Genomic DNA, 16581 nt, shown 5'->3' with positions numbered 1-16581 from the left:
AATTATTTCTTCGTGCCTGACATACTCTCAAATTGCTGCGTGAGATAATCGCTGGTGCTATTTAATGAACTCATGATGGTATCCAGGTGGGTAAACTGCGCCTTATAGCGGGCAATGGTGTCATCAATTTTCTTGCTGGCGTTGTTATATTGTTCCGTCAGTGCGTTTAGCTTTTTACTGATACTGTCAGTGGCGCCTTGCAGCACACCTTTACTACTCAGAATGAGCGTCATACTGGATGCCATTCCGGTCGCGATACCGGTTTTCTCACCATCCCCCGAAAAGATATCTCTGACTGCTTCCGGAGTGACGGCTAATGCGCTGGTTAATTTATCCGTATCCAGTTTGAGTTTTCCATTCGTCGGATCGGTACTGATGCCTGCCTGAGTCAGAGTTTTGAACTGTGAGGAGCCCGATCCGTTTGCGAGAATGTTTTTCAGCTGGGTCTGAATCATGCGCAGTGTGCCATCCCCTAACAACGCACCATTTTTGCTGTCCTGATCGGCGCCGGCATCAACGGGGGTGTATTTTGTCAGGTTGTCCATGGTGTCCTGCAACGCGTTATAGGCATTGACCCAATCTGTGACGGCGGTTTTTGCTTTGGAATTATCACTGGCGATGGTGAGTGTCTGAGCGTCGGATGTCTGATCGCTCAGATTGAGCGTGATCCCCTCAACGGCGTCCTTGATGGTGTTGCTGCTGCTGTCAATCGGGATGTTATTAATGGTCAGGCTGGCATTCTGCGCCTCGACGTTTTGCGTCATCCCTGATGCGCCGTTGGCAGGGTCATAACCCAGGAATGCCTGTAGCGTATCATCACCGGTTATCGCCAGGCTTTTGAGCGCATGTCCGGTTCCGGTTTGGGTAGAGGTCAACGACAGGCGATAGTCTTTATCTGACACCTTGATCAGACTTGCGCTGATGCCCGCATTCGACTTGTTAATCGCGTCTCTGATGGCGCTGAGCGAAGTTTGCTCCTGACCTAATTCAATGGTGTGCTCACTGCCATCTTCACTGATCAGTGTCATGCGGCGATTATCTGCTGCACTTCCCACAGCCTGATTGATATCTGAGCGTGTTGCACTGGTCAACGTTTGTGACTGGGCGAGCTGGGTGACGCTGATGCTGTACTTTCCCGGCAATGCATTTCCCGTTGAATCTGCGTTAAACGCACTGGAGCTGCTGGTGGCTTTAGTCTGCGTATATAAACCTGCGTCTTGAAGGCTTTTGTTCGCTGTCTGGAATGACTGCACGGCTGTTTTGAGTGTGCCGTAGGCGGAAAGCTTGGCCGTTGCAGCCGACTGCTGCTTTGAAATCGGCACTAGCACCTGTTTTTCTGCTGTTGTCAGGCTATCCAGAATATCGCCCAGTTTTAGACCGGACCCAATGCCTAAGGTTGAAATCCCTGCCATCATAAACTCCTGTTTTATGTTGTTACATATCATGTCGTTAGGCTTGCGCCAGTCAGGAGTTTACGTGGGGTGTATTTACGATTTCTTTACGAATACAGGGTTATGGCCAGGCGTTTGCACGGGGCAAGTGAGGGAGGAATGGGGGGGATAAAATAAGTCAGTGCTGTCGCTGCAATGTTGAGAAAAGAAAATAGCAAAATAAGCGGGCAGGAATAAAATCGTTATTATTTATTTCATATATTTAATATGGATGAGGATAAATATGTCATTCCAGTCATTAGGACAGCACCCCGACTGGATAAGTTTCAATTACAGATGGCTTCCATTTACGTATCTAAATGGAATTATCACTCTCAGGAATAAATTCAGCGTGATTTGTGTTTATTTTTCGTCATAAGAGTAAATAACTTGCTCAGAGAATTGTAATAATTATAATTCTCATTCGCCTTATTGGGCGAGTGGGAATCTGTTGCTGCGTACCTCTTTCACGCTAAAGCGCTTCCTACTAATTCAGTTTCGGAAATATGTTTTACAGGGAATTCTGTCTCTCATTCTGACGGAGTTGGGCGTTTGCGCATCTGAACACCCACCAGTCATCTCATTAATAAAAAATTTCAAAGGATGATAATGTCTCGTTCTTCACGTCAAGCCAGGGTAATAAAGGCGAATAATAATATCGGTGTGAGCCAAGCGCTGCCGGTGATCTCTTTACTGGCCTTGGTTATCGCGACTGCATTACACAGCCCGAAAGTTTCCGCTGCGGAGACCACCACTAAAGAGCAAACGCTGGAAGTCACGGCGGCAGCCGGTAGCACCAGTAACAGCCAGGACACGGATTACAACGTCCCGGTTACGCGCGCCGCCACAAAATTAGCGCTGACCGCGCGTGACACGCCGCAGTCTGTTTCTGTCATCACCAAACAGCGTATGCAGGATCAGAAGCTGGAGACGTTAACTGACGTCTTAACCAACACCACCGGCATCAGTCAGTTCAACTCCGGCGCCAACCGCAGCAATTTCTATTCACGCGGGTTCATGATCGATAACTACCAGATCGATGGCGTGCCAGCACTGGTTGATAGCGCCTGGAATCTGGGCGACACCCTGTCGGATACGGCGGTATATGATCGCGTTGAAGTGGTGCGCGGCGCGACGGGCCTGATGACCGGCGCTGGTAGCCCGGCAGCATCCGTAAATATGGTGCACAAGCAGGCAGACAGTAAAACGTTTCAGGGTAATCTCTCAGCCAGCTACGGCAGCTGGGATACCCAACGCTATGTGGCCGATCTTTCCGGTCCGTTGACCGAGTCCGGCAATGTGCGCGGACGCGTGGTCGCCGATTATCAGGATGGCGACAGCTGGCTGGATCACTACCATACGCAGAAGAAATTCCTGTATGGCACCGTCGCGGCCGATTTCACCGATTCCACGACATTGACACTGGGTTACGATTATCAGGAAACCAACATACAAGGTGCGACCTGGGGCGGTTTGCCGACTTTCTATCTTGACGGCAGCAAAACTAACTACTCCCGAAGTACTAACCTCGCGCCGGATTGGGCCTATAACAACAGCGATTCCAAAAAGGTGTTTGCCAGCCTGAAGCAGACGTTTAATAACGGCTGGGAGCTGAACCTGAGCGGCTCGCATACTGAAGCCACCATGGACAGTAAGCTGCTGTACATCGACGGTTACTTTGATAAATCGACCGGTATCGGCGTTGGCCCTTATGCAGGCTATGACTTGTTAGGCGGCACTGGCTACAACACTGCGAAACGCAAAGAAGATACCGCAGACGCTTATGTCACCGGTCCGTATGAGCTGTTTGGTCGCCAGCATGAGTTAATGGCGGGTGTCACTTATATTCGACAGCACGATCGCTACGTCAGTGCCTCAACCAGCTTCACCTCGGCAGACGTGGATGATTTCAATGACTGGGGCAATTATCCAGAACCGGATTGGGACGACCAGGCGCTGTCGCAGGATAATGTGATCCGTCAGAAATCTGCTTACTTAGCCACGCGCATTTCGCTGGCCGATCCGCTGCATCTGATCCTTGGCGCGCGTTACACGCAATACAACGCCAACACGCTGACGCAGAATATGGAGAAGAATAACATCACGCCTTATGCGGGCCTGGTGTATGACATCAACGACACCTATTCCGCCTACGCCAGCTATACCTCGATTTTCAAACCTCAGACTTATCGTAATGCGCAGGGTGCTTATCTCTCTCCTGTCACCGGTAAAAGCTATGAAACCGGGATCAAGGGCGACTGGATGAACAGCCGCATCACCGCTTCGCTGGCAGTGTTCCGTATCGAGCAGGATCACCTGGGCGCAACCGATTATGCGCTGGTGCCAAACAGCACCGATTACGCTTACTACGAGCAGAATGGCACGGTGAGTAAGGGTGTTGAATTCGAAATCAACGGTGCGGTGACCGATAACCTGCAGATGAGCTTCGGGGCAACGCGCTACGTAGCGAAAGATGGCGAGGATGCCGCGCTGAACCCAACTCAGCCGCGTACTTCACTGAAACTGTTCACCAGCTATCGCCTGCCGATGCTGCAGGACCTGACCGTGGGTGGCGGCGTGAACTGGCAGACGCACACGTGGGATAATGTAGCGGGCCCAGGCGGAACCTCAACGCTGTATGCAGAGCAGGGCAGTTATGCGCTGGTGGATTTGTTCGGTCGCTATCAGGTCACCAAACAGCTTTCCGTGCAGGCCAACCTGAACAACCTGTTCGACAAGACGTATAACATCGATGTCGGCAGAAACACCGTGTACGGCGAACCGCGTAACGTTTCCATCTCAGCGAACTACCGATTCTGATTTGGCTGAATTCTCCACGGAGAAAGGCCCTGTCGTAATCTGATAGCTGGAACCTTCACGCCTGGTGTGCGGAGGTTCCAGCGTCACACCCATCAAGTAAAGTTAATTCCGCAACACCTCAATGAGTAATCACAAGTCTCTATACTTAACGTCATTCGTTAAATTGAGGGCGTAAGTTTTGATACCAGAATCTGAACATATTGATGCCATTGCCTGGCAGGAACTGCATAACGCAGCAAACGATCTCCATGCCGGGTTTCGTTATCTCAACGTCTGCACCATCGATACTGAACTAAAACCACAGGCTCGCATGATGGTGTTAAGGCGAACGGACAGTGCCCGGCGGTTTCTGGAGTTTCACACCGATATCCGCAGTGCAAAATGGCAGGAATTAGCCCTCAACCCCGCTGCAACGGTATTGGGATTTTGCTCGCAATCACGCCTGCAGTTACGTTTGCAGGGGATTTTCAAACGATATGAACCGGCAAGCGCTCTCGCCGGGCAAACGTGGCAAGGGCTCTCAGTCTGGACGCGCAGGAGTTATTCAGGCGGGCCGCCGGGAGAAGAATGGTTGTTTCCGCGCGATCAAAACCGACATGCCGAAGGTGAGGAGAGCGGGGAAGGCGGTCAGCGCCATTTTGGTGTGTTGGTTTTTCAGGCTGAGTCGCTCGACTGGTTTCGCCTTGAGCGCGACAATAATCGCAGGGCGCGACTGACTTATTCCGCAACGGGAAGTCTAACTTCATTCTCCTGGGTTAACCCTTAACGGTCCTGTATCGTTTTATTCCAGCGTAATAACAGCCCCGTTTTACTCCTTGTGCACCGAAAATAATACTTTGCTATTAATGAGGATGCCTGTGAAGGCAGACCCACGATATGAATTCGACAATCATAAGACTGCTGCACGAACCTCTCAGGACCAACGAATTACCGTGACCCAGATCTCATTCTTCAAATCCTGACTATACTCCTACCTTTCTTTACACAGTTTTGGCTGTGTTTTTAGCAACCCATGGAAGATCAAATGCAAAACTCTTCTCCGGCTCCATCGGATGATGGCGGCTCGCTCAATTTAACCGTGCAGCAACGTCTGTTCTTTGTGGTGTTAGTGGCCACCATGGGCGCGCTGGCGTTCGGTTATGACACGGGCATCATTTCCGGGGCGCTGCCCTACATGACACTGCCGACCTCGCTAGGCGGACTTGACCTCACCCCCTTTACTGAAGGGCTGGTCACTTCTGCGCTCACATTCGGTTCAGCATTCGGAGCCTTCGTTAGCGGGTTTGTCTCAGATCGCTTTGGCCGCCGAATCACGCTGCGCAGCCTGGCCGTGTTATTTGTTGCTGGCGCGTTAGGCACTACCATCGCGCCGAATCTTGAAATTATGGTGGTGATGCGATTTATCCTCGGATTCGCCGTGGGTGGCGGATCTTCCACGGTGCCAGTGTTCATCGCTGAGATTGCGGGGCCGAAACGTCGCGCACCCTTGGTCAGCCGCAACGAGCTAATGATTGTGTCAGGCCAGTTGCTGGCTTACATCGTCAGTGCGGCCATGAGTCTGTTACTGCATGATCCGAGCATGTGGCGCTATATGCTGTCGCTGGCGATGATTCCGGGCGTGCTGCTGTTTATTGGCACCTTTTTTGTGCCGGCCTCACCGCACTGGATGGTGGCCGAAGGGCGCATAAACGAGGCGTTACGTATTCTGCGTAAATTGCGTGAGAATCCTCGCGAAATCAAAAAAGAGATGGCGGAGATGCGCCAGAACGCGCGCGAAGCCCGTCAGGGGCCGCCCGCTCGTGAACTGCTGAAAGAAAAATGGATAGTGCGACTGCTGCTGTTAGGCTGCGGCATGGGGATCGTGGCGCAATTCACCGGTGTGAATGCTTTTATGTATTACACGCCTATCATTCTTAAAAGTACCGGACTTGGCACCAGCGCGTCGATCGCAGCCACGATAGGCAACGGCGTGGTATCTGTGATCGCGACTTTTGCCGGCATCAAGGCGATCAGCCATTTTGGTCGCCGCCCAATGCTGATCACCGGGTTATCGGTGGTGATCGCGATGCAGCTGGCGCTGGGGGCGGTGCTGATACTGATGCCGCACAGTTTAGTGCAAAGCCTGCTGGCGCTGGCCTGCATCCTGGTGTTTCTCTTCTTTATGCAGATGTGTATTTCGCCCGTGTATTGGCTGCTGATGTCTGAGCTGTATCCGATGAAAGTACGTGGCGTATTGACCGGTTCTGCCGTCGCTTTTCAGTGGATATGTAACGCCATCGTTGCGTTAGCTTTCCCACCACTGCTGTCGCTGGTGGGAAATAATGCCTTCTTTATCTTCGCTGCCATCAACGTGGCTTCCCTGGTGTTTGTCGCGGTGATGTTGCCTGAAACCCGTGGCAAATCGCTGGAAGAGATCGAATCGCACATGCGTGAACATTTTGGTGAGAGCGCGACTGAAACGGCGGCTTCAGCGTAGCGATCAAATCGTGTCAGGACCCGCTGCTGTCCGTGTGGCCTTTGGCTGCACGGCGGCAGCGCTCCGAGCAGTACTGCACCTCTTCCCAGCAATTTTCCCACTTTTTACGCCAGGTCATCGGCTTATGGCACTGCTTGCAAAAGCGGACGGGCAGGGATTTTTTGTTTCCTTTGAAATCTTTCATATCGTTTGAATGGGGCTTTTCCCAATAATTGGACTGCTGACCTGGAGCTGGACACCAAGGCAATGACATTGCCTATCGCACGCCATTTGAGCGGGACGGTAAGGAGTGCTTTGAGCAGATCAGGCGTCAAACAATAGTAGATCATTTGGTGAGGATGGTCGTTTCATGTTGCCAGGGTTGCTATTCAGGTATGACGCGCTGATGGTTCGCGCTCCTGGCATTAATCATTAATAACAGAACGAATAAAACGGTTTAACCTTGAGTCAAACCAGCGCAGCGCTGCTGCTAACAACGTTAAGGGATAGAGATGAGTCAACTATTTAGTTCCGTAAAGATTGGAGAGCTTGAGCTGGGGAACCGCATCGTGATCGCCCCGATGTGCCAATACTCCGCCGATGCGGGATGCGCCAGCAGCTGGCACCGCATCCATTTAGGTTCACTGGCGCTTTCTGGCGCAGGATTGCTGATTCTGGAAGCCACCGCCGTCGAAGCACCGGGGCGTATCTCGCCGGGAGATCTCGGGCTGTGGGATGACAAAACAGAAGCCGCGTTACACAGCGTGCTGTCTGACATTCGCGCCTGGTCACCGATCCGTCTGGGTATCCAGCTGGGCCACGCAGGGCGTAAAGCCTCATGCCGTGCGCCGTGGCAGGGCGGGCATCAACTGCCGGAGAGTGAAGGTGGCTGGCAAACCGTCGCACCTTCTGCATTGAGCTTTGCTGAACAGGATGCCGCTCCAGCAGCACTGGATTCGGCGGGCTTGGCGCGAATCAAACAGGCATTTGTAGACAGCGCGCAGCGTGCGGTGCGTTTGGGTATCGAGCTGATCGAAATCCACGCGGCACACGGTTATCTGCTGCACCAATTCCTGTCGCCGCTGAGCAACCAACGTCAGGACCAATACGGTGGTTCGCTGGAAAATCGTTTACGTTTCCCACTCGAGGTGTTTGCGGCGGTACGTGCTGCTGTGCCAGCTTCGATTCCGGTTGGCGTGCGTCTCTCGGCCAGCGATTGGGTTGAGGGTGGCTGGGATGTTGAGCAATCCATTGTGTTTAGCCAGCAACTGGAAGCACAGGGCTGTGATTATGTGCATGTGTCGAGCGGTGGGCTATCACCACAACAATCCATCACTGTGGGGCCGGGTTATCAGTTGCCGTTCGCACGCGATATCCGCCAGCAGGTGAAGATTCCGGTTATTGGCGTGGGCTTGATTACCGAGCCGGAGCAGGCAGAAGCGGTGGTGGAGCAGGGGGACGCGGATCTGGTCGCGTTAGGACGTGCCGTGCTCTACAACCCGCACTGGCCATGGCAGGCTGCTGCCGCGCTGAATGCGCAGGTCAAAGTACCGTCACAGTATTTGCGTTCTGAACCGCATGGCGTGAAGGGGACGCTGGTTTAATTTTAATTAGCCTGGCGGCTCAGCATTCTGGGCCGCCTATGAATCTTCCGAGTGTAAACCCTGAGTACTCCATTCCCCAATGCCATCGCTTTAAACTTCAATCATGCTCAATGTTGACCCTTTAATTGGCATCATTGAGTCACGGTTTAACGATAATGCTAATAATTATCATTTCTATTAATTTTAAGTTACTTGTCGATGAACTCTGCTCATACTTCTCAACATCGGGGCGCGGCTCTAACCGTCTCCGCTCAACAGCCTTCTTCTGTGTTTACCTCTTTTGTCTCAACGGCCTCAGTGCCCCGGCTTAATTCTCACTGGCTAGTGGCCTCTGCACTGATGGCGAGCGCTTTCGCGCCTTCACTGGCAATAGCCAATCTGGTGGATGACAGCCAACTCGATCTCACCGCACGCACGCTGTACTACAACAATGACACGCGAGGTGCCGTCAAAAATCAGCCGACCGGCGAGCAGCTGGGGCAGGGATTTATTCTCAATGGCCGTTCAGGCTATACCGATGGCCCTGTTGGGCTGGGTGCGGATGCGATCGGCATGCTCGGACTCAAGCTCGCCGGACGGGATGGGTATAACACGGCAACCGGATTGTTTCCGCAGCATAGCGATAACAGTGCACCGGGTAGTTTCGCTTCAGCGCGTTTTGCATTGAAGGCCAAGGTGAGCAAGACCGAGGCAAAAGCGGGCTTTCAGTCATTGAACCTGCCGGTGATAAAAACCAATGATGGCAGGCTGCTGCCGTCGCTTTACCGTGGCTATACGCTGCATTCAACCGACGTTGAAAACCTGGTTCTGGATGCCGGATTTATCGATCGTGTTCAAGGGCGTAACCAAACTCACTACCAGCCGTTAAAGGCCACCGGCAAAGCGAGCGGATTCAGTTCTGGATTAAGCTATGCTGGTGGCCGCTATACGCCAGTCAAAGCGCTGGAACTCAGCTATTAATTTGCGCAACTTAATGACTTTTACCAACAGAATTTTGTGGGTGTGACGAAGACGTTACCAATCGGCCCCGGCATGCTGAAAGCAGATCTGCGCTATTTCAGCAGCCGTGGTAATGGCAATGAGTATGGGGGAAGTGTCGATAACAATGCCTACGGAGGGATAGTCTCCTGGTCAGCGTGGGGCAATACTTTGGGGTTAGGTTATCAGCAACTGACGGGATCAAGCGGGTTTCCTTACCTCGATCCAGGTCAGACGGTGGACGGTGTCTCAACCGATACGTCCGGAGGCTCGACGGGGTTGATCAGTGAGTCACCGCTCTCGAAGTTCAAGACCGCCCATGAGCGTGCGCTGGTGGTGCGTTACAGTGCAAAACTCGATGCGCTGGGCTTACCAGGCCTGAGTTTTAACAGTCGCTATGTGTCAGGCAGTCATGCGCGTGCCTCCAGCACCAGCGGTAACCAGAATGAGTGGGTGCGTACATTGGGTTTAAGTTACCAGCTCCCGGAACGCGTGGCGAAAGGTGTCACCCTGGCGTGGAAAAATGTGACTTATCGCACCAACATTACCGGTACGCGTAGCCAGGACCAGAATATGCTGGTTGTGAATTGGAAGTTTGGCTTGCTGTAAATTTATGAACCCGGACGCAGCCCATATCTAATATCGTCGTGTGATTAACAGGCAGCTTTAGTTGCCTGAATTTTTGGTTAGGCATGAATTTTTAAGGCTGACTGACGGAGCGTGATTCAGCCACATGCCTTTCCAGAAAATCAATAAATGCGCGCACTTTTTCAGGTAAATGGCGGGTATTGGGATAGATCGCATAAATACCCTGGCGGGGAAAATGATGATCTTGCAACACGTGGACTAAATCGCCTCGCATTAATTTATCCTCGACCAGCCATGCGGGAAGGATCGCCACTCCAGCGCCTGCCAACGTAAAGGCAAGCAACGACGCTGCGCTGTCGGCCATTATCATTGCTGGATGGCGGGCGCTAAACAGGACCGATTCTCCTGCTGGTGTAGTGACCTGCCAGCTTAAGGGTGCTGATAAGCGGCTGTGCGCAATCCACTTCGCTTCGGCGAGTTGTTCCAGAGTCACAATGGGTTGTGCGGTTAAGTACTGGGGAGCCGCAACCGGTAGAATAGCGAACCGATCGATGAGCCTGGCTTGATGGTTGGAATCCGCCAGTTGACCGAGACGAATAGCCACATCAAAACGGCCGGCAATCAGATCATCATTTTTGGACGATGAAACATGCTGTACGCGCAAATGGGGATGCTTGAGCGTAAACGCCGCCAGCGCGGGAACCACCACGCGTGCCCCGTATTCGGGCGTGGTGGTGATGCGCAGTGTGCCACTCAGCCCGAGGTGATCGCTGCGAACATCGTCCAGAACGCGTTCTGCATCCTGCAAAAGGCCCTGGCAACGATGGTAAAACTTATCACCGGTGTCTGTCGCCGCCACTCGCCGCGTGCTTCTGGTCAGTAAAGAGACGCCGAGCTCCTTTTCCAGCTGCTTTATATTAAAACTCACTACGGCTTTAGTGAGCCCTAAAGTCTGGGCCGCGCCAGTGAAACTTCCAGCCTCGACCACCGCGACGAACATTTCCAGACGCTGCATGTTAATCATCACGCACTCCATTGATATTAGATGACTGTCAAAAATCGTATGACAGTATAACCATGTTGAGTGGATTTATCGCGATGATCCCGGCGCTTATACTGCGCGCATAACGGCTGATCTGGCGGAAAGAATCATGAGTTATCGCGTGCGTGTTGCCATTGTGTATTTACTGGGGTTCTTCATCGACCTGGTGAACATGTTTATTGCCAATGTTGCCTATCCTGAGATAGCGCGGCATTTTGCTGCCCCGGTCAGCCAGCTGGCGTGGGTTAGCAATGCTTACATTCTTGGCCTGACGCTCGTGATACCGCTTAGCCGCTGGTGGATGGAACGTGTTGGCGCGAAGCGACTTTTTATCCTTTCCCTGGTTATTTTCATGGGGAGCAGTGCGGGCGTTGCCGCATCACAGTCAATGTTTCACCTGATTGGCTGGCGTTTGTTGCAGGGAATAGGGGGTGGATTGCTCATCCCAATCGGGCAAACCATGACTTATGCGCTGTATCGCAGCCATGAGCGCGCAAAGCTGTCCTCTGCAGTGATGTTAGTGGCTTTACTGGCTCCGGCGCTGGCACCAGCCGCCGGTGGACTATTGATTGAAATACTTAACTGGCGTTGGGTGTTTCTGGCCAGTCTCCCGTTGGTCATCGTGGCACTGGTGTTGGCGACATTGTGGCTGGAGGCGGATAAATCCCCGGCTGCGAATGGGCGCTTGGATTTGGTGGGATTGATCAGTGGGTGCAGTGGCTTAACCCTGATCCTTTTAGGTCTGACTTCATTGGGCGAATCTCAGCTTATACATCAAGGCGCGTTGTTGCTCTTAGGTGGGCTGATTGTCTTCGGCGGATACGTGTGGAATGCGCTGGGTAAAAGCCAGCCGCTGGTGAATTTGCATCTGGCAAAAGATCCTCTGTTGCAGACTGCCATGCTGATTTATCAATTTGTACCGGGTGTTTTTACCGGAGTCAGCTTGATAGCCATGCTCTACCTGCAAAATGAGTTTGGCCTGCCAGCTGCCTCTGTCGGTGCATTGATGTTGCCCTGGTCGGCCGCTTCATTTATAGCGATTAGCGTTACGGGGAAGTGGTTCAATATGCTGGGCCCGCGTCCACTGTTTATTATTGGGAGTATCACTCAGGCGTTGGGCATTGGGGTGCTAGCCACCATCGGCCATCCTGCATCAGCAGTGGTGTGTGTCATCGCATTCTGTCTTATGGGATTTGGCGGCAGTTTGTGCAGCAGTGCGGCACAAAGCTCGGCCTTCCTGCAGATTCCTGACGAGCAACTGGCCGATGCCAGTGCGATATGGAATATCAATCGTCAGCTGAGTTTTTGTCTTGGCGTCACATTAGTCACCTTGCTATTTAATCTGCTCGCCAACAGCAGCATATCGGTTGATCGCGCCTATCGACTTTGCTTTCTACTCGCCGCGTGTAGCGCCATAGTGCCAGTTATATGTTGCCTGCACATTGCGAACCGAAAAATATTATTCACTCTTAATCAGGAAAAAAAATGAACCGCTATTTTCAGGAAGTTCTGGATGCACACGAAATCATTCGTCACTGGCTTGGTGATGCAGAAGCAAAGGGTGATCTTTGCGATAATCTATTAGCGCGTTTTAGCCCAGACTTTATGATGGTGAGCCCGGCAGGCGTCATACTGAACTTTGATGCGTTGAACCGTTTCTTCCGCACACAGCGTGGCGCTCGTCAAGGTCTCACGCTTGATATCATGGCTATGCAGGTCGTGGCTGAAAGTGAAACGGGCGCGACGGTGTGCTACCAGGAACACCAGCAAATACCCGGACAACAATCGAGCTTGCGCTTTTCGACGGCGGTTTTTGAATTAGGTCCACAAGGGCATGTGATCTGGCGTCATCTGCATGAGACGGCCCTGCCGCAGGAATGATGGTGCAGTTTATTCCAATACATTGCGAAGCCAATACAGCAGCGGTGATAGGTAGAGCATTTATCTGCACTATTAATATCACTCAGACTGCATCGCCTGCTCCAGATAATTAATGAATGTTCTGACCTTTGTATTAAGCGCTGAACGTTCGCTAACGCAGGCGTAAATATTCATGGGCGAAGACGCGATACAGCCTTCATTGCATTGACTGGAGTGAAATAAAGCGATGAGTTGCCCATTGTCGATCAACGGTTGTGCAATAAAACTCGCCAGACGGGCAATACCTCCGCCATTGATCGCGATATTAGCGATGATATCAATATCGTCACTGATAAATCCGGGATTGAGTTTCGCTGTTACCAGTTGACCGTCAACTTTAAACGTCCAGGGCAAAAAGCGGCCGTCGGTGGGATAACGGAAAACCAGACAGGCGTGCTGGCTTAGCTCTTCGGGGCTTTCCGGTATGCCCGCACGCTCCAGATATGCTGGAGATGCGCAGAAAATAAAAGGTAAGGATGCAATTTTCCGGGCAATTAGTTGATCGTTCAGTTGTGCTTCAATGCGAATGCTGACGTCAACCCCCTCCCGACGATGGTCAACGTTGCGGTCGGTGCTAATCAATTCGATATCAATGTCAGGGTAGTTCTCTTTGAATTCCGGCATCAGTGGCGCAAGCACATAGCGCCCAAATGCCGCTGTGGTGGCGATGCAAAGTGACCCCTGTGGTTTGGTTTCCAACGCAGCAGCCTGCGAAGCGTCATCCACATCATGTGGAATGTGACGCACTTTCTCGAAATAGCGTTTACCGCTTTCCGTGAGGGTCATACTGCGGGTAGTGCGTGATAGCAGGCGTACCCCTAAATGCGATTCCAACCGGGCAAGACTCTGACTGACTGCCGCAGGGCTCATCCCTTTCGCGCGCGCCGCCGCGGCGATGCTGCCATTCTCCACCACACGGATAAAGGTAGTGATTAAGCCTAACAAATCCATAAGACCTCATTACATGATTCGTTATGTTTACTTAATAATGATTTAAGCAGTGCCGTTCTACTGCCGCTTTAGTTTGATTGATAGTTTAGCGGCTGTTTCGCTAACTTTGTTTAACAGGATATCGCTATGACGGATGCAGTCACCAAGAAAAACATCAATTTACGCCTTCCCAAACACGCTTCACCTTACATCTTCGCACTCTATATGGCGACCATCATGGCCTTTCTCATGAGTTTGGTCATTACCTATGCGGAGTTCGGTATGGGGGTAAATTACATGATAAATGTGATGAATGCTTACAAGGTTGCCATGCCCGCCGCGTTTGTTTGTATCCTGGTTGTGCGCCCGATGGTGGTTAAGCTGGTGGGGATGACGGTGCATGGGCATTGAGAAGGATAAATTGGCTAAGTCTTTTCAGTTAGGTTGGATTCCGGTAAAGGGATAAGTCCTTAGCTTTGGGGAGCTAAATGCATGCGAACGTACTGAATACCGTTCTTTAGGAAAGGTGCCCCATCAGAGATGAAATTAAAGCGACGATAAAACGCTTCTCCGCTGAGTCGTGCATCAAGGAAAACATATTGAACGTCATCCTCCTGCAGTTTAATAAGAACTGATTTCATCAGGAAGCTGCCGAAACCTTTCATCTGGCACGCTTTCATTGTGGCAAATTTTCTGATTTGCCTGGAGCCCTGACCGGCGTCAAATACGGACAGACAGCAAACGATTTCGGCCTCAAATTCCACGCCATAATGCAGAGCCAGGTGGTCGCCGGGCACCCGTACAAAATCACGACTCTTTTCAGGCCATAAAACGGCATGCCTGATATTAAGGCACTCATCAAGGGTGATAGCTTTAAATTCCATATACTCGCTCCAGGTGTGAAAACGAACCCAAATTTATCAAACATCGGGATGGTTTTGAATGTTATTAATCCAGGAGATTAGTTACCCTGAAATGGCTTTGTGCAAGAATGTTTAGCGTTGTGTTCTCTTAGGAAATTCCCTGGTTTTTATTAAAATGATGAAAATATCTACATTTTCCCCTGATTATTCAGGCAGCTATTATATTTATCAAGGCATCTGAAAGCGCACTCCAGACCGTGTCTGGCTATCACCTACCTAATCCTAAAGCTTGTAAGGCTCCAGCACAGAATAGCTGCGGAGCCCGTTTCCAATTAATATTTAGACATTTTCAAGATCAATACCGGTAGCATTTGGTAGGCAAAGCGCAGCCACTATCCCTATGAGGTAAGAAGTAATCGCCAGGGCTCCCATTGCGTACCCAAGATGAATATGACTAGATACAATCCCTACTATTGCAGGCATTAGTGAACCAAAGCCACGACCAAAACTTGCACAAAAACCGGCTCCACTTCCGCGTATATATGTCGAGTAAAGCTCCGAAAATGCGGGAGTTAAGCCAGAGGCCAAGCCGCCTTGTAAGGAGCCCAGGAAAAAGCCAAGCACTAATGTAATGTTCAGACTGATATCAGCAAACATATAGACACTGACCACCGCAATTTGGCCCATCAGGAAAAGGATGATAGTTTTCCATCGACCGAATCGGTCGCTTAATCTTCCATAAAGAAACGGACCTATCAAAGACCCCAGTATATTAATTGCCAGATAACCAGACATGGATAATACCGGCAATCCTAATTCCATCCTCAGATAGGTCGGTAGCCAGGTAATCATGACATAGGCTCCGCCAAATATTCCAGAGGCGAGCAATGTCGCGGTAATAGTGATGCGTAGATTCTTACCTTTGAAAATGTCGCTAACACTGCTTTTATTCTCTTCTACTTTTTTTCTCAAAAAGACAGGCGATTCCGGCACCAAACGGCGGATAAACCAAACGAGAATGGCTGGCACGATTCCTGCCAGGAAAAAAAGTTTCCACGCTATTTGTTGTGGGAAAAAATTGAGCAGCATAGGTAGGACTGCTAAAGAGATTGCGTAACCAATGGCGTAACCACTTTGGATAGAAGCACCCACTCGTCCCCGATAGCTGGCCCGGATCACTTCGCTGATCAATACACCGCCGACAACGACTTCACCGCCATAACCCAGTCCCTGAAGAAATCGGACGATGAGAAATTGCCAAAAATCACCGCACAGTGCGGTTAATGCTGTAAAGCAAGCCACCCACAATACCGTCAACTGCATGACACGAATACGCCCCAGGCGATCGGCCAGCATACCAGCGCTCCATCCGCCTAATGCACTTCCAATTAATGACGCGGATCCTAAAATACCTGCTTCTGATTTTGTCAGGATTGCAAGGCTCAATAATATGGGCATGACTAGAGAGTATATGGTGCTATCCATAGAATCGAGCGTGAATCCTCCAAGACATGCCCACCATGTTTTTCGCTCATCCCTGTTTAGATTACTGTACCATCCCAATTTCATTGCTCACCTGCCATTTTATAATATTAATTTATTGAGCACCGTGTAGGTGTCGAGGGTTTCAAGTTTTCAGATGTTGAGGAGTTAAATTTTATAAAAACACGCGACATTAACATCGGTATCTGGTTAACCCGAGGTGGTGTAATTTGTCTTAATACCACATTTTTATATAGACATTAAATATTGGAAAGGCACCCAGAATACCGATTGAATTTTGTCTGGGATAATGAAAATTAATTGCTCCACCAGTACGTCGGTCGAATAAGGGTTGTTCAACAAGACACTTTTTTCGCTGCTTTTTCAATGGTTATTGCCTGTTTGCCCCTCTAATTTCATCCTGACACGCACTCAGCATCACGAATAATACCTTTCATTTAGTATTCTA

The 16581-nt window shown here is 50.8% G+C and carries 13 protein-coding genes and 1 pseudogene; 8 read left to right on the top strand and 6 right to left on the bottom strand.

Translation table 11 applies throughout. The features are described from left to right. Positions 1–2 precede the first annotated feature (2 nt). A complete protein-coding gene (gene fliD / locus AC1MDE_RS15330; protein WP_480344792.1) occupies positions 3–1412 on the bottom strand; it encodes a flagellar filament capping protein FliD in 1410 nt (469 codons plus the stop codon). A 627-nt stretch (positions 1413–2039) separates the two neighbouring features. On the opposite strand from fliD, the gene fhuE reads away from it, so the two are divergent. The 3 genes from fhuE (at position 2040) to AC1MDE_RS15315 (ending at position 6726) form a co-directional block, all read left to right on the top strand. Further along, positions 2040–4250 (top strand): ferric-rhodotorulic acid/ferric-coprogen receptor FhuE, encoded by a 2211-nt coding sequence (fhuE, locus tag AC1MDE_RS15325; protein WP_480344791.1) that lies wholly within the window; start codon positions 2040–2042, stop codon positions 4248–4250. Between the two features lie 178 nt (positions 4251–4428). Beyond that, entirely contained in the window at positions 4429–5016 is a 588-nt protein-coding gene (locus tag AC1MDE_RS15320; RefSeq protein WP_479397760.1) for a pyridoxamine 5'-phosphate oxidase family protein, read from the top strand. Positions 5017–5274: 258 nt separating this feature from the next. Beyond that, positions 5275–6726, top strand: a complete 1452-nt coding sequence (locus AC1MDE_RS15315) for a sugar porter family MFS transporter (RefSeq protein WP_479403041.1) — start codon at positions 5275–5277, stop codon at positions 6724–6726. A gap of 13 nt (positions 6727–6739) precedes the next feature. On the opposite strand, the gene AC1MDE_RS15310 is transcribed toward AC1MDE_RS15315, so the two are convergent. Next, positions 6740–6910: a DUF2256 domain-containing protein gene (locus AC1MDE_RS15310; protein WP_479403042.1), complete on the bottom strand. Its 171-nt coding sequence runs from the start codon at positions 6908–6910 to the stop codon at positions 6740–6742. 307 nt (positions 6911–7217) lie between these two features. Between AC1MDE_RS15310 and AC1MDE_RS15305 the strand changes: the two genes are divergently transcribed. After that, positions 7218–8309, top strand: coding sequence for an NADH:flavin oxidoreductase/NADH oxidase (locus AC1MDE_RS15305; protein ID WP_479403043.1), 1092 nt, complete (start codon positions 7218–7220; stop codon positions 8307–8309). Positions 8310–8507: 198 nt separating this feature from the next. Continuing rightward, a pseudogene (locus AC1MDE_RS15300) lies at positions 8508–9896 on the top strand (OprD family outer membrane porin). 91 nt (positions 9897–9987) lie between these two features. Here AC1MDE_RS15300 and AC1MDE_RS15295 read toward each other — a convergent pair. Further along, complete coding sequence (locus tag AC1MDE_RS15295; RefSeq protein WP_480344790.1) at positions 9988–10899, bottom strand: LysR family transcriptional regulator; 912 nt, start codon at positions 10897–10899, stop codon at positions 9988–9990. A 127-nt stretch (positions 10900–11026) separates the two neighbouring features. Here AC1MDE_RS15295 and AC1MDE_RS15290 point away from each other — a divergent pair, with 127 nt between their 5' ends. Next, entirely contained in the window at positions 11027–12406 is a 1380-nt protein-coding gene (locus AC1MDE_RS15290; protein ID WP_480344789.1) for an MFS transporter, read from the top strand. Next, the gene (locus AC1MDE_RS15285) at positions 12403–12798 is read left to right on the top strand and encodes a DUF4440 domain-containing protein (RefSeq protein WP_480344788.1); all 396 of its coding nucleotides are present in this window, start codon (positions 12403–12405) and stop codon (positions 12796–12798) included. Before AC1MDE_RS15290 ends, AC1MDE_RS15285 begins: the two co-directional genes overlap by 4 nt. Before the next feature lie 78 nt (positions 12799–12876). Here AC1MDE_RS15285 and AC1MDE_RS15280 read toward each other — a convergent pair whose 3' ends face one another. Continuing rightward, positions 12877–13788, bottom strand: a complete 912-nt coding sequence (locus AC1MDE_RS15280; RefSeq protein ID WP_479402122.1) for a LysR family transcriptional regulator — start codon at positions 13786–13788, stop codon at positions 12877–12879. Positions 13789–13914: 126 nt separating this feature from the next. Between AC1MDE_RS15280 and AC1MDE_RS15275 the strand changes: the two genes are divergently transcribed. Continuing rightward, the gene (locus AC1MDE_RS15275) at positions 13915–14178 is read left to right on the top strand and encodes a DUF2798 domain-containing protein (RefSeq protein WP_480344787.1); all 264 of its coding nucleotides are present in this window, start codon (positions 13915–13917) and stop codon (positions 14176–14178) included. A gap of 59 nt (positions 14179–14237) precedes the next feature. Here the strand turns inward: AC1MDE_RS15275 and AC1MDE_RS15270 are convergent, their stop codons facing one another. Next, positions 14238–14651, bottom strand: coding sequence for a GNAT family N-acetyltransferase (locus tag AC1MDE_RS15270; protein ID WP_480344786.1), 414 nt, complete (start codon positions 14649–14651; stop codon positions 14238–14240). A 318-nt stretch (positions 14652–14969) separates the two neighbouring features. Next, on the bottom strand, positions 14970–16199 hold the full coding sequence (locus AC1MDE_RS15265; protein ID WP_479397751.1) for an MFS transporter: 1230 nt from the start codon (positions 16197–16199) through the stop codon (positions 14970–14972). Positions 16200–16581 lie beyond the last annotated feature (382 nt).

The organism is Pantoea folii, assembly GCF_056678875.1.
This window is presented reverse-complemented; position numbering and strand designations above follow the sequence as displayed.

What these genes read in the sequence shown, in the direction of transcription:
- AC1MDE_RS15290 (WP_480344789.1), top strand. Translation starts at nt 11,027, where the DNA reads ATGAGTTATCGCGTGCGTGTTGCCATTGTGTATTTACTGGGGTTCTTC.
- fhuE (WP_480344791.1), top strand. Translation starts at nt 2,040, where the DNA reads ATGTCTCGTTCTTCACGTCAAGCCAGGGTAATAAAGGCGAATAATAAT.
- AC1MDE_RS15285 (WP_480344788.1), top strand. Translation starts at nt 12,403, where the DNA reads ATGAACCGCTATTTTCAGGAAGTTCTGGATGCACACGAAATCATTCGT.
- AC1MDE_RS15315 (WP_479403041.1), top strand. Translation starts at nt 5,275, where the DNA reads ATGCAAAACTCTTCTCCGGCTCCATCGGATGATGGCGGCTCGCTCAAT.
- AC1MDE_RS15305 (WP_479403043.1), top strand. Translation starts at nt 7,218, where the DNA reads ATGAGTCAACTATTTAGTTCCGTAAAGATTGGAGAGCTTGAGCTGGGG.
- AC1MDE_RS15295 (WP_480344790.1), bottom strand. Translation starts at nt 10,899, where the DNA reads ATGATTAACATGCAGCGTCTGGAAATGTTCGTCGCGGTGGTCGAGGCT.
- AC1MDE_RS15265 (WP_479397751.1), bottom strand. Translation starts at nt 16,199, where the DNA reads ATGAAATTGGGATGGTACAGTAATCTAAACAGGGATGAGCGAAAAACA.
- AC1MDE_RS15280 (WP_479402122.1), bottom strand. Translation starts at nt 13,788, where the DNA reads ATGGATTTGTTAGGCTTAATCACTACCTTTATCCGTGTGGTGGAGAAT.
- fliD (WP_480344792.1), bottom strand. Translation starts at nt 1,412, where the DNA reads ATGGCAGGGATTTCAACCTTAGGCATTGGGTCCGGTCTAAAACTGGGC.
- AC1MDE_RS15275 (WP_480344787.1), top strand. Translation starts at nt 13,915, where the DNA reads ATGACGGATGCAGTCACCAAGAAAAACATCAATTTACGCCTTCCCAAA.
- AC1MDE_RS15310 (WP_479403042.1), bottom strand. Translation starts at nt 6,910, where the DNA reads ATGAAAGATTTCAAAGGAAACAAAAAATCCCTGCCCGTCCGCTTTTGC.
- AC1MDE_RS15270 (WP_480344786.1), bottom strand. Translation starts at nt 14,651, where the DNA reads ATGGAATTTAAAGCTATCACCCTTGATGAGTGCCTTAATATCAGGCAT.